This window comes from Terribacillus aidingensis, from assembly GCF_900215625.1.
In the GTDB taxonomy this organism is placed as follows: domain Bacteria; phylum Bacillota; class Bacilli; order Bacillales; family Amphibacillaceae; genus Terribacillus; species Terribacillus aidingensis.
Genome location: NZ_OBEK01000001.1, coordinates 215,451 through 240,965, shown reverse-complemented (window position 1 = coordinate 240,965; position 25,515 = coordinate 215,451). Strand labels below are relative to the sequence as shown.

The window sequence follows — 25,515 nt, the reverse complement described above, 5'->3', positions numbered from 1 at the left end:
GCCAAAAGTTGATTTTGGCACTTTTTCTTATGCGTCAGGTTCTATTGCTGCTTATTGGTAATTCACAAAAGCCGGTGCAGGGTCTAGTTCTAAAACGTCCTTCGGTGTCATGACAGGTTCGTCTTTCTTGTAAAATACCTTAAACCCACCGTACTGAATAGGTTGATTATGTACTAATTGATGATAGCCTGATCGTTTTAACGCGGCAATTCCGTGGCCATCATTGTTTAACACCACTTCTACGTTTGATGTCGGGTGGATGCCATCTTTGTTGGTCAATATGATATCGGCAAATTGATGGACGATAACTATCTTGTCCGGAAGTCCATTTTCTTCCGTCAAATTCGATACATAGTCGATCGCTTTTTGAACATTTTTACCATCAACACGCCCCAAATTCTCTCCCGGCACTTGCCCTTCTTGGACATGAAACTCTGTATCTATCGCTAAATGGACATATGGCAGCTTCAGGTATTTCTCTATTGATTTCACTTGATTCATGATTGTGTCCTGACCCAATTGAATATCCAAAATCAGCAGCGCATTATTTTCTTTCGCTAATTTTGCGTATTTTTCAATTTCCTCATCCGGTGTTGCATGCACATAATGCCCTTCTTCTCCAGGACTTCGCTGCGCAACCGTGGTGATTAACTCAATTGCAGGAATGGCAGGTCTTTCCGGATCCAATTCAGAATAAGCCTTCGTCTGGGTTTTCAGTTTATCCATTAACACTTCAGGGCTGTACTCTCCTAAAATCCCCATATTCTCTGAATGCGGGTGACCATAATAGGAAACGATTCGATGATCCAGCAGCGGTCCATCCGTTTGATCTTCCGCCCCTTTTTCCAAAGTCTGACCTAACGGAACACTTCTATCCGTATCATCGCCGTGCGCCTCTGAACTTGGCATTTCAGCCAGCTGCTTCTCCGTATAATGCGTTTCAAGCTTCTCTGCTGAATCCGACGGTGCAATAGCTTGATAGTTTGCTTCCGCAAATCTTGGCGAACTAGCTATTTGCTCCTCTTCATAATGCTCCTCCGTAAAGGTCTTTTCCGATTTTTCAATTTGATCTGGTTGTGAATCTGCGCTCTGTGAACAGCCAGCTAACATGACTGCCAGGATCGCTCCTGTTCCTATTATTTTTTTCAAATTATCCCACCTGTTGTATGTATGCGTATTTCATAGTTAATCCAACAAATAAACTTGTATCCTATCATGCTGCTATAAATCTAGCACCCATTAAACTGTATGTAAAAGCTGCTTGTTATACTTACCACAAGAGAGACCTCTCAAAACATAGGGAGTTAAAGTTTCATTAATGGCTAAGCATAGATGCAATAGCTCTTTCAATCAACGATTCTTGTCCCATGAACTTCTCGGATATTTAAGGCAGATGCGATTGATGTAAGATTCTTTGTTGTAATTCCTCCGCCGGGGAGGATAATGATTCTGTCACTTGCATATTCAATAAGTTCCTTGAGCCTGACCAGATTCTGTTCAATCTTAGTAGCTAGAGGACCTCCATGTGTTAGGATTCGATCCACGCCACGTTCCGCCAGCCAATCTATCGCTTTAAACTGGTTCTCAGGCCGTATCTCATCAAAAGCCATGTGAAAGGTGACCTCTAGTCCTTTGGCTAAATCTAGTAAGCTTGTCATAGCGTCTTCATCAATCCAGCCAGCGGCATCTAAACAACCTAACACCACACCGTCTGTTCCTAATTTCTTTAGATGAACAAGATCCTGCTTCATTATCTCTATTTCTTCTTTACAGTAAACAAAACCGCCGCCCCTTGGCCTTATCATCGTCATTACCTGAACATCTTTACTGCGGCAATAGTTAATCGTTACTTCGGCTGCACCATGGCTTACTGTTGTCCCGCCCGCTGTAAGGTTGTCACAAAGCTCAATCCTGCCAGCTCCATTAGCAATCACTTCACGAACCTTCGTGAAATTTTCTACACAAATTTCTTTAAGCATTTTATAGCCACCTTACTTATGAAGTTACCATTAGGCAAATGTTGATCCGCTTCTGCTAGAAAGTTAAAGGTAATTGTATTTGTGCTTCTACTTACCGAATCAACTTATATTGCTACCGCCATTCAGCATTCCTTCCTGTGGTAATTCCAGCTTGAAATGGGTGCCATTCAGTGAACTGCCGACTATATTTATATCTCCCAGGTGTTCAATCATCATCTTCTTCACAAAGGCTAGACCCAACCCCATTCCTTGCTTTTTATTTCCCTCTGACACAAAGGGATCGAATACACTCACCCAGTTTTCAGGGAGTATGCCCTCCCCCGTGTCGATAAAGTGTATGATTATATTCCTATCATCAATCTCTGTGCTGATTGTTATCTTCTTCTCCGTCCTGTTTTCAGGCATTGCTTCCACACTATTTTTAATTAAATTTATAAACACTTGTTTCAAGTTTGTCTTATTCAGATACACATTGAGCGGTGAATATATATTTGTGAATTCCAGCTCAACCTTGTTTTCTTCGAGCATCCCGACTGTAAATTCAATAGACTCTTGAATGATCCTCACCAGATCATCTGTTTTATAAGTCACTGCAGACGACTTCATGTACGCACTATAATTATCTGTCAGCTCCTCTAAATGATCCGATGCATTCCTTATCATATTCAGTTTTCGTTTATCTCCTTCATCAAAGGAACCCTTTCTGTCCATCAAGCTGGAGAAACCTTTAATAATAGAGTTTGTGTTTTTTACTTCATGAATCAAACTGCCAGTCAGATGGCCGGTGTAATCTAGTTTTTTCTGTTTTTGCATTAATTCAAAAGAATGAACCTTCAATTCTACATTCAACTTCACAAAAATGTGCATGTTTGCCACCGAAAATAAAATGACACCAATGCTGCTAGTAAGAACGCCAGTTAAAGGAAAGAAATTTAAGATCCCTGGTATGACCAGCAGCAGCGCATTTAGTGAAAAACCCATAAGGAAGTTCTTAAAGTATGAGTTCCGTATTCTCATTGACAATACAGGTAGAACGACTAAGAAAAGGACAACGATAGCCATGTGCAAAAAGTACAACCAAAATAGCGGCCCATAATCAGGAAAATAATAAACACCAGTAAACCTTTCATGGGTAACAGTCAATCCTTTAATTCCTAAGTCCGTCCAATTTATCACATATACGATAGCACTCCATAAAGTGAAGCCAATAAGTGCTTTTTTAGTGAAGAAAGCATACGAAACATTCGTCAGCCAACGCTCCCTTTTCACCTCAGATGGCTGGTCTTTGATAATCCAGTAAGCTACATATAATACAATTGGGAGACCGAAAGTTGGGCCTATACGAAATAGTTTAAACAGAAATAGAACAGTATCCTCTGACAAAACATTCTTAAAATAAAGAACTCCGATATCCAACTGCCAAATTGTAATCAGAATCATGTATATAACCATGCCTGTAGACAGCTTTGTATCATTGTATACCTTGCTTATGCTCAATGCTAAAAACAATGGCAGTAACCCAATGACACAAATTAATATACCAATAATCATACCTACTAACCCCTAACTGCTGACTATGTTCTTATGTACAAAGTAATGTAGAGATTCTATTACACGATAGTAGATATACCCCTTAGCTTTAGCTGCTTTTCTCATATATTTCTTCATAAGTTATGCTCATACATTATAGCAGATGTTTTTCAATTAGCTGTAACTGTCAGTAGAGGGAAAGTTGTTGGGAACTATTAGTCTTTTTAAAGTTTAAGAGGCAGTTAATGCATAACGTAAAGCACCAAGCAGGTTAGTGTGATTACGTTTATGAACAGGTTCTCTAAGCAGACTCAATTAGTTCTATTCACAAGATTAAATAAAGGCTTTAAAAGAAGCTCAACATTAATGATGTTGAGCTGTTCTTTCATCATACCTCACTTATTTATGGTACGGTTCCCCCTTAATAATCCGAAACGCTCGATAAACCTGCTCCACCAATACCAGCTTCATCAACTGATGCGGGAATGTCATTTTTGAGAATGACAGCGCATAATCACTCCGCTGCATCACTTCTTCACTCAATCCTAAAGATCCGCCTATAACAAAGACAATTTTACTTTTGCCATATGTCGCTAGACTGTCAATTTTCGACGCGAGTTGTTCGGATGTGATCATTTGGCCTTTTATTTCCAGGGAAATGACGTGATTATCGGGGCCAATTTTCGACAAGATACGGTCGCCTTCTTTTTGTTTAACGATTTGCATGTCGGCTTCGCTTAAGTTTTCAGGGGCTTTTTCGTCTGGGACTTCGATTAGATCTACTTTAGCGTAAGCACCGAGACGTTTGGTGTATTCTTCGATGCCTTGCTTGAGGTATTTTTCTTTTAGTTTACCGACGCTGATGATGGTAATTTTCATGTGTCTGCCTTCTTTCCGTCCAGTTTTGTATCTATCTGTCATTATATAGCGGTTTGGGAGAGTTTACACGGAGTTTTATGAAGAATGATGGAGGGGCATTCTCTTTATTCTTTCTTTGCTCGGCAAATAAACGTGTACGCCCTCTGCAGCATGGGGCCATAGGGAGTTCTCCCACTAAAAATAAGAGCGAAAGGCGTTTCCCTTCACTCTCATTTATGAGGCTCTTCCTTTTACCTGCTTTTTGAAAACTATCCTATTTAACTCTCCCGCAGATCATCAAGGGATTTGACGACTGTATGCCTGATTGGTTTCCATTCAATTCTCTTGAATAGAGCAAACAAGGATATAGGCAGATATGTAAACATAAAGAGCGGAAATGTGAATAGATAAAAGATCTTTTTCCAGTTCGGACAGCGAATCTTATTCCATTCAGCAATGGTTGTAATTAGTCCCAGCAGAAACAGTGAACCATAAATAGATAGAACTCCAATAGTTACTCCTGTCGTGTAGGTCTCGGCAAGTCCCTTGCCTTCAATGGCCACAAGTACCAGGATCAATATATTAGCGAGCAGACTGAGTACAGTTAGAATCATAATTGGCATAACTGTCATCATCATATCAAAGCAAGATAGCTTATTTCCTTTACCTCGAACCACCCCATGGGACAGCTCTTTTCCGTAATTCATAAACACTTGGTAAAATCCTTTTGCCCAGCGTAGCCGCTGCTTCCAGGATTGACTGAATGTAGAGGGCTGTTCGTCATAAAACACGGCGCTGCCGCAGTAGCCAATTTTATCACCTTGAATAATTTGAGAGACGGTGAATTCAATGTCCTCTGTGAGCAGATGATGCACCCAGCCTCCGTTCTCTTTTATTACATCGGAATGGATTAAGAAACCTGTTCCCGAAACAGCACAACTTGTCTTGAGGAACATTCTTGGGCGGTTAAGGAATTCCGCTTCATACAGAAACCAAAGTGCATAACCAGAGGTAATCCAATTCTCATCGTGATTTTTGGAATTTCGATAACTAGTTACGATTCTGTATCCCTGATTAAAGGTTTTATTCATTTCCGCGATATAGTTCTTATCAAGAAGATTGTCCGCATCAAAGACAAAGTATCCATCGTATCTAGCAGCACAATCCGCATCTATAACGTTCAGTACATGCTTAAGCGCATATCCTTTTCCAATTTGATTCTCATTGAAGCGTTCTGTAACAATTGCTCCTGCTTCTCTGGCAATCTTAGCAGTATTATCCGTACAGTTATCGGCCACGACGAAGATGTCATATAGCTCTTTGGGGTAATTTTGGTCCTTTATGCTTTGGATCAGCTGACCGATTACCAGCTCTTCATTTCGTGCCGGTATCAAGAAAGCGTACTTAGAAAGAGGAACGTCTTGGTCCTTTGGAGATTCCCCTCTTCTTGCCTTAAACGCAACAACTACATAAATCATCTTATATACAAATAACAGTGTAAATAAAATGCCTATATAGAAAATAAAGTGACTCAAAACCTCTAACGTATCTCTGACCATGACGCACCTCATATCTCAGATTAATAGCCTGACAGTCTAGTTGTTTCTCCTGGCTTCATTTCCTATATTAGTAACTATTTTTCGGTTTAACGAAGACCAAACGTGTTATAAGCGTTGCAGGCTCACTCCTTTCCCCTGCTGCTCTGCAGCAGGCAGCCGATTGGCTCGCTTAGGACAGTTATCCGCTTCTTATTCCTCTGAATGATTTGGCAATCCGCAAACCTCCACTCTATATAAAATGTAGCAAACATTAGCTGCTATAGCTGTTTGTTTATTGTTAAAATTTATTAAACAAAAATTAATATTGATAATACTCGTAAGTCTTTTGTAAATTGCTGCCGAATCTTGCTCTTTTCTCAACTGACTAAGATAATTTTCCCTCCAGAATCGACAAAAACAAAAAAGAGAGGTACCCTTTTAAAGAGGCCTCCCATTTTTTTCATGGCAGTACACTTATAGTTAGAATATTCCCTCAATTCACACTGCTTCAAAACGGATGTATTTTGGGAGAAATAAAATTTATTATCACTGTCTTCTGTCACCACAAAGTAATGTTAAGTTGTTATAAAAGTAGTATCATTACTTCTCTCCCCGGTAATAATATATCTATTAAATAGCTTATTTCGTGAAATAAGACGGTCTTGTATGTCATATAGTCCATAATCTTGAGCATTATGGAGTATTAATACGGTCAGATTACTCTAACACTGACTAATGGCTCTAGAACTCAAATAAATCGTGTATATCGCATGTGCTTTATAGTTTGCTCTTTGTTAAGCTAGATAAGCACCCCAAAAAGTCCCATTATTTTAGTATCCATACTTCTTACCAGATTTTTTATCTGTAGCTTAGCGGGGCTAGAGTTAAAAAATTTGATACCTCTTCTAATTATTGTTAGTTGTAAGCAGAGTATTTATGGATGATTGCAATTGCTTCCGTGCAATTCATTTAATTGGTTTTTCATTTCTATATGTTCTCCATTAAATAAAGAAAAAACCACGAAAAATACAACGATAGGAGTATTACATCACATATGAAGAATGCCTCATCAGTGTTTTATGCATCAATAGCAATTGTGGCAGCTCTTGTGATCATGGGGGTCACCATTCCAGACACGCTAGAGAGTGCCACAACGAACACACAAGCTTTTATTACGGATACCTTTGGCTGGTATTACTTAGGTATAGTAGCTGTGTTTGTATTAGTATGTTTCTATTTATTAGTAAGTCCAGTTGGACGTATCAAACTTGGTAAACCAGATGATAAGCCTGAATTCTCTAAGCCAACGTGGCTTGCCATGCTATTTAGCGCTGGTGTGGGAATTGGTTTGATTTTCTACGGTACGGCTGAACCAATCAGTCACTATGCAATTAGTTCACCTACGGGAGAGCTTGGAACGGATCAAGGTATTAAAGATGCCATGCGTTTTACATTCTTCCACTGGGGAATTCATGCATGGGCGATTTACGGAACTGTTGCTTTAGTGCTTGGTTACTTTACTTTTAGAAAAGGTGAGCGTGCTTTAATCAGCAGAACTTTACGACCTCTAATTGGTAAGCATGCAGAAGGTCTGTTTGGTAAGATAATTGATACAATTGCAGTTATTTCTACTGTTATTGGGGTTGCCACTACACTAGGGTTCGGTGCAGCACAAATAAATGGCGGACTGTCTTATTTGTTCGATGTTCCGAGCAATATGACGACGCAGACGATTATTGTTGTTACTGTTACCATTCTATTTATGATCTCCGCTTTAACTGGTTTGAGCAAAGGAATTAAAATCTTGAGTAACCTGAATATGGGCCTTACCGCTCTGCTATTCATCATGGTATTCTTCTTTGGCTCAACAATCTTTACGCTTAACTTGTTTATTGATACTTTAGGCGGTTACGTGCAGCAATTTGTTGATATGAGTTTACGAATTGCTCCACTAAGCGAAGAATCCCGCAGCTGGATTAACGGCTGGACAATCTTCTATTGGTCATGGTGGATTGCTTGGTCACCATTTGTTGGTATCTTTATCGCTCGCGTATCGAAAGGCAGAACAATTCGTGAATTTGTTACGTATGTTTTAATTGTTCCATCTCTCATAAGTTTCCTATGGTTCACAACTATGGGTGGTGCAGCAATCAAAGCAGAATTAGCTGGAATGGTCTCTATTTCGTCACTATCAAATGAGCAATCACTATTCGGCGTACTAGAAGGTTTCCCAATGAGCTTAGCACTATCTATTCTAGCTATCCTAATAATCGTAACGTTCTTTGTTACTTCTGCTGACTCCGGTACTTTTGTGCTGGGTATGATGACAACAAACGGTTCTCAAAACCCAAGTACCCAAATCAAAGTAATTTGGGGCGCGTTCCTAGCCATTACGGCACTTGCTTTGCTTTATTCAGGTGGATTGCAGGCCTTGCAAAACACGATGATTATCGTAGCCCTCCCGTTCTCGGTGATAATGGGCTTGATGGTAATTAGCTTACTCAAATCATTAAATAAAGAAGCAAAAGAATTAGGAATCGGTCAAATTAGAAGACCAAAACCGAAAGCAACGAAGTAAAATAGAAGCCTTGTGCCAAATGGATTGGCACAAGGCTTTTTTGTTAGTTTTGAGCAAGAATTATGTACACAGGCTGATTCATGATTTTAGTTGTTGGGAGAATCTTATCAACAATCGTAAAGCCCGCATTCTGCATCTCAGCTGCCATATCTTTCGATGACACTCTGCGTCCTGAAGTGGACGCTGTCTCCTCAAAATCAATACATAAAAGCAAGCCTTTGTCTTCTAAGACTCTGTTGATCTCCTTCAATGCTGTGGAAAGGGGCTGCACTTCATGCAAAGAAATAGAAGCAAACGCGATATTTACTAACTTATCATCTAATGGTATCTCACGGAAATCCCCTGCAATTGTTTGAACATTTGATATACCTCTGTCTTTTGCTTGTGTCCCCAAGTAAGCAAGTATATTTTCATCCATATCGAATGCATATACCGTGTTCACCAGCTTCGCAATAGCAAGCGAAATATACCCCGTACCGGCTCCTAGGTCTAATATGTTATCACTTTCCTTTATAGACAATAACTCGAACATTTCTTCTGCCGGCACTCTCTCTATACTATTTAATTTATTGATTTTCTTCTGTAATTTCGGATCCATCTTATTAGCTCCTTTTATTATAGATATGACGAGTCTTTAATAACTGTAATGTAAGCTTTTTGTAAACAAGCATGCTTTTCAATATCTGTTATTTATTCTTATTTATCTTTGTTGTAATAGCATCAAAAATTCTGCATTGCTTATTTAGCTGCAAGGCGGAGAATATTGCATTGAATTGGAAAATCTAATTGTTTAAAGTGGAAATAAAAGGTAGAATTTAAAGACGCGCGCTCCCTGGATTGGAGAATGAGCAGCTATAGAGAGAAAGCAATACATACTGTAAAGAATATTAGTCCTGCAAGTAATAACCCTAATGACATGAAAGGAATATTGTGATGACAAAATCATTTACAAGAATTGAACAAGGAAAGAATAGTTTCTGGCGATATCTACTGTCTCTCCTAACCATTTTACTTTTTATCCTAATAAGCGGTTTCTTTTATGCACTTGCATTATTTCTATTAGACCCAGCAGCATTAGATTCACCAGAATTTATCTTAGGAAGACCAATAGCAGATCTTGCTATATCCCATATACATTTTTTTGTTTGGTTACTGGGTATTTGGTTCAGCATTGCTGTCATCCACAAAAGATCATTAAAAACCCTTATTACACCCTATTCCAAGATTAATTGGAAGAAGACACTATATGGATTTCTAGTTTTCTGTGGTCTTATGGCAATAGAGAATATTGTGAAATTTATCATCTTTCCACAATCGTATTCATTACATCCGTTCGATTTCTCAAACTATATGTGGCTGGTATGCATTGCAGTCTTACTCGTGCCCATCCAAACTACATGTGAAGAGTTGATGTTCAGGGGGTTTATCTTACAGTGGGCAGGAAAATGGTTGAGAAACCCTATCTTATTGTCTGTCATAGTAGGCTTGATATTCGGTTCTTTGCACTTTGAAAATCCAGAAATGAGTAAAGGAGCTATAATTATAGGTTTTGATTACGTATTTATAGGCTTTATGTTTACGTATATCGCAATCAAAAGTAACTCTGCGGAATTATCTATTGGAGCTCATGCTGCTAATAACATATTTCTTGTATTGTTTATTGTTAGTGATAACAGCGTAGTAGGAGATATCCCTTCTTTATTTGCCGTCTCCGGACAATCTCCCTATGTGAGTGTCGTATCGTCTGCTATTGTTATGGTTGCTTTCTACCTTATAACAGTAAAAAGAAAGAAGCATAGACGTTCAAATGAGGAAAAAGAACAAACCGCTTAGGTTATGTTCTTCTTCCTCATTTGAATCTTAAGACTCTTTCCCTTTTGCCACCGGATTTTCCTCATAAGACACCCAATCACTATAACTCCCTGCATACAGTTTCACATTTTCAAATCCGGCCATCCTTAAAGCTATATAGTTAGGCGCAGCTGTTACTCCTGATCCGCAATACACGATGACAGGATCAGCTGGATTCAGCTCGGCAAATCGTTTTCTCTGTTCTCCCTTGCCCTTGAATAATCCGTGCACTAATCCGTCTGCCCAGAATTTATTAATCGCACCTGGTATATGTCCAGCTACTCTATCAATAGGTTCAACTTCGCCTAAGTAGCGTCGTTCGTCTCTTGCATCAATTAATACTGGAGACTTCTTTTTTTGATCGACAATCTCTTTTACTTCTTCATAAGTTGCTAACAGGTCACCTTGCATCGTTACTTCAAACATCGCTGGCTGATATTCCGGTACTTCCTTAGTCGTGCTGTAACCGGCTCCAGTCCAGCCTTTAAAACCTCCATCCAGTACATACACTTTTTCATGCCCAGCGTACGTCAGCAGCCACCAGAAGCGGGCTGCGAACTGGCCATCACTGTCGTCATAAGCAATGACTGTCGTTGTGTTATCAATTCCGGCTTTTTCGATAGCTGCTTGAAATTGTTTCACATCTGGAAGCGGGTGCCGGCCGCCATGCTTTTCTACAGAACCTGATAACTGCTTGTCCAAATCAAAATAAACAGCACCTGGGATATGGCTTTCTTTATAAAGCTTTTCTCCTTTATCAGGCGCACTTAATGCAAATCGACAGTCTGCGATTCTGACTTGCGGATTATGTAACTGTTCATAAAGCCATTCCTTGTTCACCGTATAATTCACTGCAACCAACTCCCAATAGATAAGATTATTCATACATAGTTCTCTTACTGTAACAAAATATCCTTTTCTTTAGCAGTACAAACGAATGATGCATTATAGGGGCCGATAGCTTTTCCCTATTGTTTCTGAAAACTCACACAGTCATCCTATTTATTCTAGATATGTAAAATCAATTCAGATGCTCATCTATTAATTAACTAAATATTTAAAAAGTCGAACTATTCCTTTGTTGTATATGTTAATATCTTTATTATGCCTGCATTACACATTCAGAAAGGAGTCATGTATGTCCCAAGAACAATGGAAGTCTAAAATCGGTTTTATCTTTGCAGCAGCTGGGTCTGCTATTGGCTTAGGTGCTATTTGGAAGTTTCCATATATAGCCGGAACAGGGGGGGGCGGCGCTTTCTTTCTGATCTTTTTATTTTTCACAGTATTATTAGGTGCCCCGCTATTGTTAGGGGAATTTGTTGTTGGCCGCAGAGCCCAAAGCGATGCTGTCACAGCTTATAAAAAGTTTGCGCCAAATTCATCTTGGAGCTTAATCGGAAAGTTAGGAATTGTAACGTGTTTTATCCTCTTATCCTTTTATAGTGTAGTTGGCGGCTGGATTATTATTTACTTGTTTGAAGCAATACGAGGTGGATTAAACGGTTTATCTCAGGATCAATATGGCGCTTTATTTGGTGAATTGATTGCTAAGCCTTGGTCAACGCTTCTAGCACAGCTTGTCTTCATGTTAATGGCGATTGTTGTTGTGGCGAAGGGTGTACAAAAGGGAATAGAAAAAGCCAGTAAGATTATGATACCTGCACTTTTTATCTTATTTCTAATATTAGTTATCCGGTCAGTCACTTTAGATCAATCAATAGAAGGAATTGAGTTTCTACTTGTTCCCGATTTTACAAAACTAACATCGGAATCTATTTTATTGGCACTTGGTCAGGCGTTCTTCACCTTATCATTAGGTGTATCAGTTATGGTGACATACGCCTCTTACTTGCCGAAAACACAGAACCTGCCTTTCTCGGCCATCTCTATTATTGTCATTAATATTTTGGTTGCGTTATTGGCTGGATTGGCGATTTTCCCAGGGGTATTTTCATTTGGAATGGAACCAGACGCTGGACCTGTATTGATATTTGCGGTCTTACCCGCTGTATTTAGTCAGATGCAGTTTGGTGTGATTTTCTTTATCAATTTTTTACTATTGTTCTTGTTTGCAGCATTAACATCCGCCTTTTCTATGCTGGAAATATTCGTGGCAGCTACGACAAAACACGACAAAACAAAGCGCAAAAAACGCGCTTGGACGCTTGGACTGCTGATCTTCGTACTCGGTATTCCATCTTGTCTGTCGTATGGAGTATTATCAGACGTTCTAGTGTTCGACAAAACAATATTTGATCTGTTTGATTTTACCGTCAGTAATGTATTAATGCCTTTAGGTGCTTTGCTTATTTCGATTTTTGTTCCGTTGAAAATATCAAAAAGTGCATTGTATGAGGAGATCTCACTCGGTTCTAAGAGCGGTAAAATGTTCTTCAACGTTTGGTATTATCTCTTGAAATACGTGACACCAATTGCAATTGTAATTGTCTTTTTAGATGTACTGGGTTTTCTAGATAAAATGATTAGCTTATTTAAATAATAGCTAAAAAACCGAAATGAAGACCTAACAAAAAACAGCTGGGAACTTTGTCTTCCCAGCTGTTCTCGTTTATAAGATGGAACCTGCATGGATCCTAGCTGATTTTAAGAACCGGTTTCAATGCAACGCCTGCTTTCGAATCAGCAAATGCCTCATTGATTTGATCGAATTCATAGAACTTCACCAGCTTATCAAATGGAAATACACCCTTCTTGTAGTAATCGATTAGTTTTGGAATGAACAATTTAGGTACAGCATCTCCTTCGATGACACCAATCATTGCCTTCCCTTCAGCCATAATGTCATTATGCACATCAAATTCCATTGTTGGTGTTACTCCTACAATGGCACTTACACCAAGCGGACGCAGAGCGTGCAGCGATTGACGCACTACTTGTGGCACCCCAGTAGTATCAATTGCGTAGTTCGTACCCACTTTAGTAATCGCTTTGATTTCCTCCACCACATCTACTTTTGATCCATTAAATACATCTGTTGCGCCTAACTCCTTGGCCAGCTCTAAACGGGCATCATGTACATCAACAGCAATGATACGCTCACAGCCTGCAATCTTAGCTGCCATAATGGCACTAAGACCCACGGCTCCGCAGCCATAGATGGCAATAGATGACCCAAATTCTGGTTTTAATTTATTTAATACCGTACCACTGCCGGTTTGAATACCGCATCCAAGCGGTCCGAGCAACGCTAAATCAACATCTTTGTCTACTTTCACAACGTTACGTTCGTTCACGATAGCAAATGTACCGAATGATGACTGACCGAAAAAGGTTGATACCTCCTGGTCCTGCTGATGCAGACGATGTGTATGATCTTCCATTTTGCCATCAAAATTCAATTCATTAAATCGCACACAAGCGGCTGGATGTGCAGATAAGCAATTCTCACATTCTCCGCAGGATGCGAAAGACAATACAACGTGATCTCCAGCTTCAAAATTGCGGACACCGCTCCCTACTTTTTCAATAATACCGGACCCCTCATGTCCAAGCACTACCGGAAAAGGCGACAGTCCAGCGTCTCTTGCCACGGCGTCCGTATGACAAACACCAGAAGCCACCACTTTAATTAACACTTCATTGGCTTTCGGCTCTTGTAATTCCACTTCTTCAATCTTAAAATCTTCTCCTTGTGCATGTGTTACTGCAGCTGTGATTTTCACAATAAGTCCCCCTATATAGTCAGCCTAAGTTAAGACATAGCCTTAATCCTCTGCAATTAAACGCTGTTACGTAGTAATATTGTCTTATTGGGGAAATTGTATACTGCTCTGGAGAGGATATGGATTTTCACAAAAAAACAGCCGGCTCTCCACTTATCGGAAAGGCCGGCTGTTGTATGCATTTGATTTATTTCTCTACGTCTAATCCACTTAATAGATAAGCACATATCACACCTGCAATAAATGCGGTGATGCTCACGATGATTAACACAGCATTGCCTGGAAATCCTGGATAAATAATCACGATGGAGCCCACAATAAAGCCAATCATAACCGCATAAGTACCAGCTTTAAACTTAGCTAGAAGGATGGTAATCAGCTTACTTGTAACAAGCACACCAATAAAAACACCAGCTCCGACTGTTAGAATAACCGCGAAGTTAAGATTGGAAATCGCATTGATAACGGTTGGATAAACACCCAATAGCAGCAACACAAAAGAACCGCTGATTCCAGGGAGAATCATGGCAGAACTCGCAAGCCATCCAGCAAAAAATAACAATAAGTAATCACTTTGACTAAGATGCTCAATCACTGCAGCCATGTTATCATCTTTTACGAACGCAGTACTGGCAACCAGAGCTGCCCCAATTAAAAGCAGCACATAATGGACTGGAGTAAATGACTGCTTAAAATCAATCTCCTTCAGCAACGTAGGGATAATCCCGATGATAAGCCCCAGGAAGAAAATAAACGTTGGCTGAGGATATACCTCAATCAGCCATTCTACTAAACGGCTCACCAGCAAAAGCGCAATCACTATTCCAATCCCGATTGGTATCAAAAACAGCAAGCTCTGCTTCCATCGCTTCGAAAAAACGCCGTTAATAGAAGCGATAAACTGTTGATAAATCCCAAGCAATAAAGCAATGGTTCCCCCGCTTACGCCCGGAATAAGGTCACTGACTCCCATTGCCATACCTTTAAATATATTACGCCATTGAAACAAATTCTTCTTCTCCTTTATGACAAAAGTGTATGTAGCTCTTACTAAAACTGACTAAACTTCAAATGAATACTGCCAAAGCCATCTCTAATTCTATTAAGACTGTTCATCGATAACCTGAACCAGCCTATTTATCTAGTATACTGGTTCAACATCTTTCCATCAAACAAGAAATCAAGTCCTCTTTGATACAAAAAAAAGGACCCGCTAACGGATCCCCTAATCGGATGCATTACTCTTTTTAAGTTGTCTGATAAACTCAATTGTAACTGCTATAGCAACAATACACATTGCATAACCAAATACATTTCTGTCATTATTAAAAAACATTACTGCCAATGCAATAGACAAGACAGCAGCAATGAGAAGTCTTATTTTACTCAGAAGATTCACCTCAACTTCTACTTCTACTTCTACTTCTACTTCTACTTCTACTTCTACTTCTACTTCTACTTCTACTAAAGTATAGCATGTACATTTTATGGCAAGAAGCGTCCGTCTTGCAAGGCTGTCTCGTGTATATAAAGAAAACCCTGCGCCTTAAACGCAGGGTTCTGAATCTCCTATCTTTTCTTACTGATTTCCTTTTTTAACCCATTCCGCAACAGAAACCGTGCGTTTTGCTTGATGTTTCACGGCTGCTTCTACGTCTTCGATCATTTTACCGTCTTGGCCAACAGTGACGCTTGTGCCGTACGGGTTACCGCCGGCTGCGAATAGAACTGGATCTGTGTAGCCTGGTGTTGCGATGATAGCGCCCCAATGCATCATGGATGTGTACAGAGATAGTAGTGTTGCTTCTTGTCCGCCATGCGGGTTTTGAGCGGATGTCATTGCGCTGACTACTTTGTTTACTGTTTTGCCAGTTGCCCATAAACCGCCCTGCAGATCAAGGAACTGTTTCATTTGAGATGGCATGTTACCGAAGCGCGTTGGTACGCTGAAAATAATGGCATCTGCCCATTCAATATCGTCGGAAGATGAGACAGGTACATCTTTCGTTGCTTCTGCTTGTGCTTTCCAAGCTGGATTGCCATCAATTACAGATTGAGGTGCTATTTCTTGTACTTGCAGTACTTTTGCTTCTGCACCTGCTTCTTTGGCTGCCTCTGCTGCCCATTTTGCCATCTGATAGTTAGTGCCGCCCATGCTGTAATATACGACTGCTACTTTTACGTTTTCCATTGTCTCATTCTCCTTAGTTTTTCCGAATAATTTATTTAGAAATCCCATTTATACGTTCACTCCTTCTATCAGTCTACCCGCTCAACACGCGATAAGAACCACCTCCGCAAAAGACTTCAATAGTTTTATCGGAATTCTTATCTCTAATTCGAGATATACAGGTAAATATCCTTCTATAATGTTAATCTAGCTCTCTTACTTCAAAAGGTATAACATGCTTTTCTATTTTCTCGCGGTTCTGCTCGTATTGCTGCGGCAGCATTAGTTTCTCGCCCATTGCATGCTGCTCTTCATCAATAGCAAAACCTGGCGGATCTGTTGCAATCTCAAACAAGATTTCACCGTGCTCACGGAAGTAAATAGCATTGAAGTAGTTTCGATCTTGTACGGGTGTCACGCCATATCCTAAGTCCGCTATATAATTGCTCCAGTCCAGCTGATCTTGATTGTCACTTGCACGCCAAGCTATATGATGAACGGTGCCTACCCCCATGGAGCTGCGTCCGCTTGTTGTCTGTTTCATATCAATGATGTTTCCAAACTCACCAGCTGCGTGATAGCGAACATAGCCGCCTTCCTCGCCAACCTTTTTTAATCCCATATTTTCAAGAAGCTCGCCTGTGCTTCCAGGTCTTCTGGAGTAAAGTGTTGCACCGCCAAAGCCTTTAATCGCAACATCAGCAGTCACTTCACCAACTATCCACGTATTTGGTTCGCCAGCTTCTCTTTCAACGATTTCTAAATGCAGTCCGTGTACATCATCAAACTGCAAGTAAGTTTCGCCAAAGCGTTCCGTCTTCGTATAGGCAATATCAAATTTTTCGAGACGATGTTCCCAGAAAGGCAAAGCACCTTTTGGAACTGCATAAGAAGTGACACCAACCTGCCCATCACCTATTTTCCCTTGATAAGCATTTGGCCAGGGAAAGAAAGTCATAATGGTGCCTGGTTTTCCTTTTTCATCACCAAAGTAAAGATGATAAGTGCCTGGATCATCAAAATTCACCGTTTTTTTCACGAGACGAAGTCCCAACACACCAGCATAAAAATCGACGTTCTCCTGCGGATGCCCGACAATTGCGGTAATGTGGTGAATACCTTGTGTTTGTTTGGTCATACTGTTCACTCCTTTTTTATCTCGAATTAGAGACATATAGGTAAAAAAATAACTTACTATTTATCTCTAATTCGAGGTATTCGTGCAAAAAAATATAATTTCACTTTTTCATTTCATTTATCTCTAATTCGAGATAATTATATAATATATCAAATTGTCATGTCAACAGTCTTTTCTCCAAAATAGAAACTGTCACATTCCACCACGGACAATCGTTTATTATCTTCACCTCCTGGGAAAACACTTTTACGTTGATGATTTAAAGCTGTAAGTTTGTTATTTAACAACTGGCAAGCAATTGAAAGAACAGTAGTAGTCGGCATTCTAGCTTATATTGGATTAGTACTTTTCTTGAGGGTTTCAGGTAAGCGTACGCTATCTAAGATGAATTCTTTTGATTTTATTGTGACAATTGCACTCGGCTCTACCCCCGCCACTATCTTACTTACCAAAAAGGTGGCTCTAGCTGAAGAATTAACAGCTTTTATGGTGCTAATCGGCATGCAGTACCTGATGACCTTCTTGTCTGTGCGTTCTGCTGTATTTAAAAGGATCATTAAAGCTGAGCCCGAGATGCTCTACTACAATGGAGACTTTATAAGAGAAGCGATGAAAAGAAGTGAATGTGAATTTGTTAAAAAGAAAACCTCTCTGATGTCAGGAGGTTTCGTCTATGTGTTCGTGTTCTTCCTCTTTACGACCCCTTAAATTAGATAAAACAGCATCCCTATGAGCAGCGCTATTACTCCAATAACGCCACTTATCTTACCAACCTTCATTCGCAGCTTGCGATCTTCCTTCTTTTCCGTATGATAATTCCCCGCTGCTGCTGCCCGATAATAAAAACTCCCATAAAGGTACCTGCGTTTAAGAAACCAAAGATGCTGATGATGAACATAACAGCTTCCATATATATCCTCTTACTACTTTTCTGTATGAACAAGTTGTGCATAATATTTACTGTGCTCTTGAATAAGAAGAATTATCCTTATATTGTAATATTCACTAATAGGTAGATATCAACGCTAGTAAACTTAAATATAATTGTTTTATTGCGGAACTATTGTTATATAATGTAAGAGCACAAATATACTATCATTCTAGCTTTTTTCATCTTATACAAACTCCGTGCACCAGGTACAAACCACAAGAAGGAGATAGAAGCATGACACAAAAGAAGAAGGAAGAATCAAAGAGTAAGCGATTGCAGCGATTGGTCGAGTCAGCGTATCCGAAGGCATATTTCATTGAGCGTGTGGAGCTTCCAGGAAGAGAAGGCAAAGAAGACCTAGGTGTTTTTACAGAAAGTGCTCTCCTAACATTTAACTTGGACTTTGCAGGTTCTTTGCAACAAACGGCCGAGTTAGTTTGGCAGGAAGGAACAACAGGTGAAGTCGATCATTTTGCCATGCATTCTAAGTTTCAAATAGGTATACACCGTTTTCAAGTAATCAACAACGGAAAAGCAATAGCCGCTTTCTTAACGAATCGATGTCAAATGCAGATAACTACTGTCGAACGGAAATGGCATCAGAAAATACTTGGATTTAGATCTGGTAAGACTTGGAAGAAGATTACCGCTGTTATCATCTACTTATTCATGTTCTCTGCAATTATGAATCTATTTGGTCTTACAGATGATGAAAATACTGCATCCAAAAATGAAACATCTTCCGAAAAGATAGCTTCAGCTACATCAGAAACGAAAGCTGATACAAAAGATGATGAAAAGAAACAAGCGGAAGAAAATTCAGATCCAGAGAAAGAAGAAATAAAACAATCTACTGATACTATAGAAGACCAGAAAAAAACAGAAACAGAACAATCAAGTGAAAAGGAAACAGCGGATTCTGCTTCTGTTACGCCAACAACATCCAAAGCGACTAAAACAAGCGGAACTAAAGAACGCGTAGAAGTTACACTTGTTAAAACAGTCGATGGCGACACTATTAAGGTTAATTATAACGGGAAAGAAGAGACAGTCAGATACTTACTTATTGATACGCCTGAAACGAAGCACCCGAACGAATGTGTTCAGCCATTTGGTCAGGAAGCATCTAATCGAAATAGGCAACTTGTTAACAGTGGCAAGCTGGAGCTCGAGTTTGATGTTGGAGAACGCAAGGATAAATACGGTCGTTTGCTTGCTTATGTTTATGTAGACAGCAAGTCTGTTCAGAAGACATTGTTAGAAGAGGGATTAGCCCGCGTTGCTTACGTGTATCCGCCTAATACAAGATACCTGGACGACTACGAAGCTGCTGAAGCATCTGCAAGTAATGATGGTATTGCAATATGGGAGGAAAGCAATTATGTCGGAAGTAAAGTCTTTAACGGCTGTGTAGAAGAAAAGAAAGAATCGACAGCAACTACACAGTCAACTCCGACAGCAGAGCCAAAACAGACAACTAGCGAGCCTGAAGTAGCTACTCCCCCGACTAACAGCCGTACGGAATACTTTCAAAATTGTACGGAGCTAAGAAAGACTTATCCAAGCGGAGTAGATAGCTCCCATCCAGCTTACCAAGCGAAGATGGACAGAGATAAAGATAATTATGCCTGTGAAAGATAAAGAAGCGACGAGGATCCCTATCCTCGTCGTTTTTTCATTCTCAAGAAGGAAAAATCACGCTTCAGGCAGTATTAGAGAAAACAAGGGGGAAACCAAAATGAAGACCTTACTCCACTACCGTTACATCCTTATCGTACTGCCTGATTATTTTCCCGCGAAAGGTGCATCGCGATGAAGCAGCCTTCCTTTTCTCATTCGCTGCAGATTTTTCCTTGTCCTAATATGCTGGAAACAGCTGCTTATTATGAAAAACTTGGGTTTCGTGCCGATCCTTATTTAAGCGGATCGGATCCTCATATACGACTCTATCGCGATCTGATTGAGCTGATGCTGACACAATCTGCTTTGAAACGGATTTTTCCGAATCGAAAGCAGTATGGGTATGGGTATGATGCTTATTTCATCACGGATCAACAAGCTGCGATGCAGCAGCAGCTTGTTGAGAAGGGTGTTGCCATCGTGCAACCGTTAGTTGTGACGGATTACGGCAATAAGTTGTTTGTGTTTGAGGATATCGATGAAAGATGGATTGCGGTAGGAAGCAAACGATAAAAAAGGCCGTATCCATATAGGAAACGGCCCTTTTCTATATCTATGCTGAACTATGCTTGGTTTTTCAGTCCTTGCGCTTGCTCCGGTGTGATTGTTTTAATTTTCTTTATAAAATAATAATGCTTAATGAGACCAAGTACGATCAAAACAATCTTTACTAGTAAAATATCAATATAAAATACCGAGAACAAAATAAACGCATCCGCAATAATATTGATCCGGATCTTTTCCTTTAAAGTCATGCCTCTGTTTTCTTTTAAAGCAAGCACGTACTTTTTATAAAAAGTGGTACTTTGAAACCAAGCTTCCATTCGTTTGGAACTTTTTGCATAACAAAAAAATGCAATTAATAGAAATGGTCCCCCTGGCAGTACGGGGAGAACAATTCCCGCTATGCCAAAGCCTAAAGCGATGGTTCCCAGCAGGAAAAACAGGATGCTCTTCAGCTTTTTTATGATAATCACCCTTTATTATTTTCCTTGTATTTATTCGCATTATAACAAATGATACGGATTGCAAGTAAGCAGTTCGCCCTTCATTTTCCTCGCTAATCTGAAACTGTTGGAATTCTGCCATATTGATGGAAAAGGATAGAAAAAAAGTTTTCACGCTGGTGAAAACTCTTTACCTGTAACTCCTATTTATCTCTTTCCTTTATCTCCAGTCCTTTTTTCCTTAAAAGACTTTTTAATCCAAGACGGAAATTTGCATAGGCTTCAAAGCCTTGAAAACCGGAGTTGGATAATACCAGTTCCTGAACTAATTTGGCTGAAAATCCAACAAATATTGTATCTATTCCCATTAACTTCAGCGCATCTGTCAGGTTGGTTAATGTTAGCACTTAGCTCCTGATAGCCCCTGTCGTTGATATCCAAGTAATTAATGCCTGTCAGGTCAATCACAACCGTGTCTGTATCCGCCTTCACGACGCTGTTAACGATTGTATTCTGTATAGCAACGAACCGCTCTACCGTAAAAGTGCCAGTCAGCGGTACAAGCATCGTATTCGGAACAATCGATGGAATCATGGGCGCGGCTAGCTCTTTAATGATTGTTTCGTACTTTGCCACCTTTGTCTTTAGCTGCTCTATCTCCTGCTGCAGTTGTTCTTTAGTAGCTATCTTACTCATGAATGAATTTTTCATTGCAATAATCGCTATATGCAATATATACGCTCTCCAGAAATTAGAGAATATTTATTCTATCTCCAATGCTTCTCCATCTACAAAAATCGGCGAAAATGGTAATATATAACGACAGACTATTACAAAGGGGACGCGTATGGACAGAAGTTTGCTCGTATTAAATCAAGACGTAACGACGACTTTAGAAAGTTGGTATATGCAAATTCGGCTCGGACAGCAGCAGGCTGCTTTGGATTTGTATCTGGAATTAAGACAGCGAGAAGCGGAATTGAAGCAGCAAGAGACACTGTATGCAGTTTACTTACTGCTGTCTTGCCGGTTTCATTTGCTTACTTCAGATTTGGCTAAGAGCATCGAATTTCATGAGGAGGCTGGCAGGTATCAGCATGCCTTTGTTCCGGCTATTCATTATTATTACCATTTAGCGAAGGGAATGCGCCTCTTCGCCGAAAGATCTTATACCTGCGCGTTAGCAGCTTACGAGAAAGCGGAGGAATATCTATCTTCTATTGATGATGAAGTGGAGCACGGTGATTTTCATTTCCGGAAAGCAGCCGTATATTATTATTTGGATATCAGCTCTCTGTCTGTTTATCACACAGAGTATGCCGTAAAAGTATTTGAGAAATATCCCGATTATCGCTATCTGTTAGCCCGCAGTGAATTAATGCGCGGTTTAAATTTTATTGAACAAAAAGAATTCACGCAGGCTGAGCAAGCACTGAATGATGCGCTGGCCTACACAGATGTCACACAAGGAAACGGCCTGGTAACACTCATTCAGCATAATATCGGCTATTTATATACAGAACAGCAAATGCCGCTTGCCGCAATCCCTTACTTGTCAGCAGCTAGAAAAGATCGTACATTCACTGGTTATTTGAAGACTTTATATCTTTTGGCTGATTCCTGCTGGAAGACTGGTCAGCAGGAACTCGCATTTGATGCTTATCAGGAAGGTTTTCAGTTAAGCATTGAGCAAAATGACGACATATACAAATGGGAGTTTGCCATGCTGCATAAAAAGTATGCAGATCCTGCTAATTTTGAAGCGGTCTGGATGGAAGGCATTGACTTCTTTAAAGCCAAAGGCGACAGCTATAACGTCCGGACCTATGCCAGTGAGCTAGCCGCATATTTTAATGAGACTGAACAAGAGGAATTAGCCGTTTATTATTACAAGCTATCTTTGCAGTACTAGCAGATAGCTTGTTTTTTTCTTTATTCGTATTATTCGATATAATAAAACGACAACAAGAGGCCGCAGAAATTATCCTGACAAGGAGGAAAATATGTCTCATAAGCTAGTTTTCTTAAAGCCTATTGCACTTGAGGATGCGGAAGCGTTACTGCCGATTTGGTCAGACCGTGAAGTAACAAAATGGACCCGTTATCAAACCTTGCAAACAATGACAGAAACGAAAGCAAGGATTAAACGGCTGGAGGAAACAAAGCACGCAAGCCGATACACAATCCGGAATCAGGAAACGAAAGCGATTATGGGAACGTGTGGATTCAAGCGCTTGAACTTTTTACATGAAACAGCGGAGATTGAATTCGAACTTGGCAGCGCCTTTTGGCGCCAAGGCTTTATGACAGCTGCCCTGCAAGAGCTGCTTCATATCGGCTTTGACAGGATTCAGCTGAATCGACTTGAAGTAAAGGTCAATGCGGATAATATCCCTTCCCAAAAACTCGTTCAGCAAGCAGGCTTCTATCAAGAAGGCATTATCCGACAAGGACGCAAATGGGAAGGAACATTTCAAGATGTCATCCTTTTCAGCTTGCTGCAAAACGAGTTCCGATCTTCAGCTGCTGCCGCGGAATTACCTGATGAGCTGAAAAGCAGATAATTATAGTACAGAAAATGACAAGGGGGCATCGCTATCGACACCCCCTTCTTCCTTAGTTATCTATTAGTGCACTCAATTCCGCTTGAAATACTTGCACATCATGTTGATTGTACGTGTTAAGCTGGATAGTCACAATACCGTTGCCGCGTCGTTTCGGCAGGATTTCAATTACCTCCACTACTACACGCAGTTCATCATCTGGATAAACGGGCTTAATGAATTGGATATTGTTCATGCCTGTACCTGCTACAACATTTTCTCCATAAATGCCTTCTTCCACCCACAATTTAAAGGAAACACTCATCGTCTGCATACCAGACGCAATAAGATCACCGAAACGTCCCTGCTTGGCCTTCTCTTCATCTATGTGCATATATTGCGGATCATAAATTTTTGCAAAATCTACTATCGTTTCTTTCGATAGCTTGATTGATTTTGTTTCATAGCGCTGACCTACTTTAAATTCACTGAATCTCATCTTTACACCTCTGTTTGCTATTTCTCCTTCTTCACTTTATCGAAAAGGCGAAAGGTCAGCAAGCATTATTCCCCAATGTATTTGAACGACTGGATATGGGTTTGTGATAATTCAATCACATCTTTAGTAAATTGTTCTTCGGAAATTTGAAAGTCCTTCGCAATTAAGTTGCGTACAAGCCCGTAAAATCCATAAGCCGTATACACTTTAAAGTACGGCATATTTACATGCATGTCATTAATTGTCCTGAATTCAAATTGCTTTTCGTAAATGCTGAGAATTGTGCTGGGAAAACGCGTATGCATCCCTGGAAGTGTATCATCATATTGAATTAACCCAAAAAAGTCCTTATGTTCATAAAAATATGCAATGAGTGAGAAAGAAGGTACATCCAATGCTTTTGTATATGTCTTTTTACCCGGCGTGTAATTAACACCAGCTGAACGCTCTAAACCAGAAAACATCTGGTCGAGTATATCTTCTGCCAAATCAATTTTATCTTGGTAGTGAAAATAAAACGTACTTCGATTATAAGCTGCTTCTTCAACAATATCTTTCACTGTTACTGCTTGGTACCCTTTTTTCTTAATTAGCTTAATTAACGCTTCGCGAAAATGCTTTTTTGTCCGATTGCGCCGCTTGGATGTCGAATCTTGCACGTGATTCATTAAAAAATCCTCCATTCGTCCAACAATATCGATTTATCTGTCTAATTAGCAGACATTTGCTGTTCAGCTACTGATTGAGATATTTAATCAAAGTATTACAATTTAATTGTAACCGATTTATTTCAATTATACTGGGGGAAATAACGATGGGGAAATTACAAAATAAAGTAGCACTAATCACGGGAGGAGCCTCTGGAATTGGCGCCGCTACGGCTCGCCTTTTCGCATCAGAAGGTGCAAAGCTTGTTCTTGTTGACTTGAACGAGGAAAAAGGTAAAGAAGTTGAAGCAGAGCTAAAGGCGAACAATACGGACGCAATCTTTGTTAAGACTAACATCACAAAAGAAGAAGAAGTAACAGCTTTATTCAAGCAAGCAGCCGAAACATTCGGCAAAATCGATATCGTCTTCAACAATGCCGGAATTGGCCGTGTACATCCAACCCACGATTTAGATTATGCTGAGTGGCGCAACACAGTAAATGTAGACTTGGACGGTGTCTTCCTTGTAGCTCGCGAAGCACTTCGCAGTATGCTCGTGAATGGCAGCGGCGCAATCGTGAATACCGCTTCTATGTACGGCTGGGTCGGCTCACCTGGTTCCGCAGCATACAACGCAGCCAAAGGCGGTGTTGTGAACCTGACACGTTCGCTTGCATTGGAATACGCAGAGAAAAACATCCGTATTAACGCGCTATGCCCTGGCTTTATTGATACGCCAATCATCCCGGAAGATGACAAAGCGACACTTTCGACGATGACACCAATGAAGCGTCTTGGAAAAGCGGAAGAAATGGCGAAAGCTGTCTTATTCCTAGCTTCTGATGATTCTTCTTATATGACCGGTAACAGCTTAATTGTTGATGGCGGTTATACAGCACAATAACGAATCCAGCTCATTTCCTAATATGGAGATGGGCT

At 40.1% G+C, this 25,515-nt stretch carries 25 protein-coding genes; 9 read left to right on the top strand and 16 right to left on the bottom strand.

Features of this window, described 5'->3' with window-relative positions; translation table 11 throughout:
- Positions 1-51: 51 nt before the first annotated feature.
- The 5 genes from CRO17_RS01210 to CRO17_RS01190 form a co-directional block, all read right to left on the bottom strand.
- Positions 52-1,149 (bottom strand): hypothetical protein, encoded by a 1,098-nt coding sequence (locus tag CRO17_RS01210; RefSeq protein WP_245864532.1) that lies wholly within the window; start codon positions 1,147-1,149, stop codon positions 52-54.
- A gap of 197 nt (positions 1,150-1,346) precedes the next feature.
- A complete protein-coding gene (locus CRO17_RS01205) occupies positions 1,347-1,979 on the bottom strand; it encodes a copper homeostasis protein CutC (RefSeq protein ID WP_097038488.1) in 633 nt (210 codons plus the stop codon).
- 99 nt (positions 1,980-2,078) lie between these two features.
- Positions 2,079-3,530, bottom strand: a complete 1,452-nt coding sequence (locus tag CRO17_RS01200) for a sensor histidine kinase (protein ID WP_245864529.1) — start codon at positions 3,528-3,530, stop codon at positions 2,079-2,081.
- Between the two features lie 378 nt (positions 3,531-3,908).
- Entirely contained in the window at positions 3,909-4,388 is a 480-nt protein-coding gene (gene rlmH / locus CRO17_RS01195; protein ID WP_097038485.1) for a 23S rRNA (pseudouridine(1915)-N(3))-methyltransferase RlmH, read from the bottom strand.
- A gap of 257 nt (positions 4,389-4,645) precedes the next feature.
- On the bottom strand, positions 4,646-5,926 hold the full coding sequence (locus CRO17_RS01190; RefSeq protein ID WP_097038484.1) for a glycosyltransferase family 2 protein: 1,281 nt from the start codon (positions 5,924-5,926) through the stop codon (positions 4,646-4,648).
- Positions 5,927-6,959: 1,033 nt separating this feature from the next.
- Between CRO17_RS01190 and CRO17_RS01185 the strand changes: the two genes are divergently transcribed.
- Positions 6,960-8,483: a BCCT family transporter gene (locus tag CRO17_RS01185; RefSeq protein WP_097038481.1), complete on the top strand. Its 1,524-nt coding sequence runs from the start codon at positions 6,960-6,962 to the stop codon at positions 8,481-8,483.
- Positions 8,484-8,526: 43 nt separating this feature from the next.
- Here the strand turns inward: CRO17_RS01185 and CRO17_RS01180 are convergent, their stop codons facing one another.
- Positions 8,527-9,081: a class I SAM-dependent methyltransferase gene (locus CRO17_RS01180; RefSeq protein ID WP_097038480.1), complete on the bottom strand. Its 555-nt coding sequence runs from the start codon at positions 9,079-9,081 to the stop codon at positions 8,527-8,529.
- Positions 9,082-9,416: 335 nt separating this feature from the next.
- On the opposite strand from CRO17_RS01180, the gene CRO17_RS01175 reads away from it, so the two are divergent.
- Positions 9,417-10,316, top strand: a complete 900-nt coding sequence (locus tag CRO17_RS01175) for a CPBP family intramembrane glutamic endopeptidase (RefSeq protein WP_097038478.1) — start codon at positions 9,417-9,419, stop codon at positions 10,314-10,316.
- A 27-nt stretch (positions 10,317-10,343) separates the two neighbouring features.
- Here the strand turns inward: CRO17_RS01175 and CRO17_RS01170 are convergent, their stop codons facing one another.
- Positions 10,344-11,219, bottom strand: a complete 876-nt coding sequence (locus CRO17_RS01170; RefSeq protein ID WP_245864527.1) for a sulfurtransferase — start codon at positions 11,217-11,219, stop codon at positions 10,344-10,346.
- Between the two features lie 253 nt (positions 11,220-11,472).
- On the opposite strand from CRO17_RS01170, the gene CRO17_RS01165 reads away from it, so the two are divergent.
- Positions 11,473-12,837, top strand: coding sequence for a sodium-dependent transporter (locus CRO17_RS01165; protein WP_097038476.1), 1,365 nt, complete (start codon positions 11,473-11,475; stop codon positions 12,835-12,837).
- Positions 12,838-12,931: 94 nt separating this feature from the next.
- Here the strand turns inward: CRO17_RS01165 and CRO17_RS01160 are convergent, their stop codons facing one another.
- The 4 genes from CRO17_RS01160 to CRO17_RS01145 all read right to left on the bottom strand — a co-directional run bounded on the left by CRO17_RS01160 (position 12,932) and on the right by CRO17_RS01145 (position 17,328).
- Positions 12,932-14,020 (bottom strand): NAD(P)-dependent alcohol dehydrogenase, encoded by a 1,089-nt coding sequence (locus CRO17_RS01160; protein ID WP_097038474.1) that lies wholly within the window; start codon positions 14,018-14,020, stop codon positions 12,932-12,934.
- Between the two features lie 187 nt (positions 14,021-14,207).
- Positions 14,208-15,029 (bottom strand): DUF368 domain-containing protein, encoded by an 822-nt coding sequence (locus tag CRO17_RS01155; RefSeq protein WP_097038471.1) that lies wholly within the window; start codon positions 15,027-15,029, stop codon positions 14,208-14,210.
- Between the two features lie 570 nt (positions 15,030-15,599).
- Complete coding sequence (gene wrbA / locus CRO17_RS01150; RefSeq protein ID WP_097040008.1) at positions 15,600-16,211, bottom strand: NAD(P)H:quinone oxidoreductase; 612 nt, start codon at positions 16,209-16,211, stop codon at positions 15,600-15,602.
- Positions 16,212-16,392: 181 nt separating this feature from the next.
- The gene (locus CRO17_RS01145) at positions 16,393-17,328 is read right to left on the bottom strand and encodes a ring-cleaving dioxygenase (RefSeq protein WP_097038469.1); all 936 of its coding nucleotides are present in this window, start codon (positions 17,326-17,328) and stop codon (positions 16,393-16,395) included.
- A 273-nt stretch (positions 17,329-17,601) separates the two neighbouring features.
- Between CRO17_RS01145 and CRO17_RS01140 the strand changes: the two genes are divergently transcribed.
- Positions 17,602-18,036, top strand: coding sequence for a DUF421 domain-containing protein (locus CRO17_RS01140; RefSeq protein WP_097038467.1), 435 nt, complete (start codon positions 17,602-17,604; stop codon positions 18,034-18,036).
- Positions 18,037-18,103: 67 nt separating this feature from the next.
- On the opposite strand, the gene CRO17_RS17825 is transcribed toward CRO17_RS01140, so the two are convergent.
- Complete coding sequence (locus tag CRO17_RS17825) at positions 18,104-18,238, bottom strand: hypothetical protein (RefSeq protein WP_281253785.1); 135 nt, start codon at positions 18,236-18,238, stop codon at positions 18,104-18,106.
- A gap of 861 nt (positions 18,239-19,099) precedes the next feature.
- Here CRO17_RS17825 and CRO17_RS17985 point away from each other — a divergent pair.
- Positions 19,100-19,900, top strand: a complete 801-nt coding sequence (locus CRO17_RS17985) for a thermonuclease family protein (RefSeq protein WP_245864630.1) — start codon at positions 19,100-19,102, stop codon at positions 19,898-19,900.
- Positions 19,901-20,071: 171 nt separating this feature from the next.
- Positions 20,072-20,452, top strand: a complete 381-nt coding sequence (locus CRO17_RS01130; RefSeq protein ID WP_097038464.1) for a glyoxalase — start codon at positions 20,072-20,074, stop codon at positions 20,450-20,452.
- 50 nt (positions 20,453-20,502) lie between these two features.
- Here the strand turns inward: CRO17_RS01130 and CRO17_RS01125 are convergent, their stop codons facing one another.
- Together CRO17_RS01125 and CRO17_RS01120 are read right to left on the bottom strand one after the other, a co-directional pair.
- On the bottom strand, positions 20,503-20,916 hold the full coding sequence (locus tag CRO17_RS01125; protein WP_245864525.1) for a YbaN family protein: 414 nt from the start codon (positions 20,914-20,916) through the stop codon (positions 20,503-20,505).
- A gap of 252 nt (positions 20,917-21,168) precedes the next feature.
- On the bottom strand, positions 21,169-21,618 hold the full coding sequence (locus tag CRO17_RS01120; protein ID WP_097038462.1) for a hypothetical protein: 450 nt from the start codon (positions 21,616-21,618) through the stop codon (positions 21,169-21,171).
- Positions 21,619-21,733: 115 nt separating this feature from the next.
- Between CRO17_RS01120 and CRO17_RS01115 the strand changes: the two genes are divergently transcribed.
- Together CRO17_RS01115 and CRO17_RS01110 are read left to right on the top strand one after the other, a co-directional pair.
- Positions 21,734-22,798, top strand: a complete 1,065-nt coding sequence (locus tag CRO17_RS01115; RefSeq protein ID WP_097038460.1) for a hypothetical protein — start codon at positions 21,734-21,736, stop codon at positions 22,796-22,798.
- Positions 22,799-22,889: 91 nt separating this feature from the next.
- A complete protein-coding gene (locus CRO17_RS01110) occupies positions 22,890-23,450 on the top strand; it encodes a GNAT family N-acetyltransferase (protein ID WP_097038458.1) in 561 nt (186 codons plus the stop codon).
- 52 nt (positions 23,451-23,502) lie between these two features.
- Here the strand turns inward: CRO17_RS01110 and CRO17_RS01105 are convergent, their stop codons facing one another.
- Entirely contained in the window at positions 23,503-23,928 is a 426-nt protein-coding gene (locus CRO17_RS01105) for a MaoC family dehydratase (protein ID WP_097038456.1), read from the bottom strand.
- Between the two features lie 65 nt (positions 23,929-23,993).
- On the bottom strand, positions 23,994-24,596 hold the full coding sequence (locus CRO17_RS01100; protein WP_179636762.1) for a TetR/AcrR family transcriptional regulator: 603 nt from the start codon (positions 24,594-24,596) through the stop codon (positions 23,994-23,996).
- A gap of 146 nt (positions 24,597-24,742) precedes the next feature.
- On the opposite strand from CRO17_RS01100, the gene CRO17_RS01095 reads away from it, so the two are divergent.
- Complete coding sequence (locus CRO17_RS01095) at positions 24,743-25,480, top strand: SDR family NAD(P)-dependent oxidoreductase (protein WP_097038455.1); 738 nt, start codon at positions 24,743-24,745, stop codon at positions 25,478-25,480.
- The last annotated feature ends 35 nt before the right edge of the window (positions 25,481-25,515 follow it).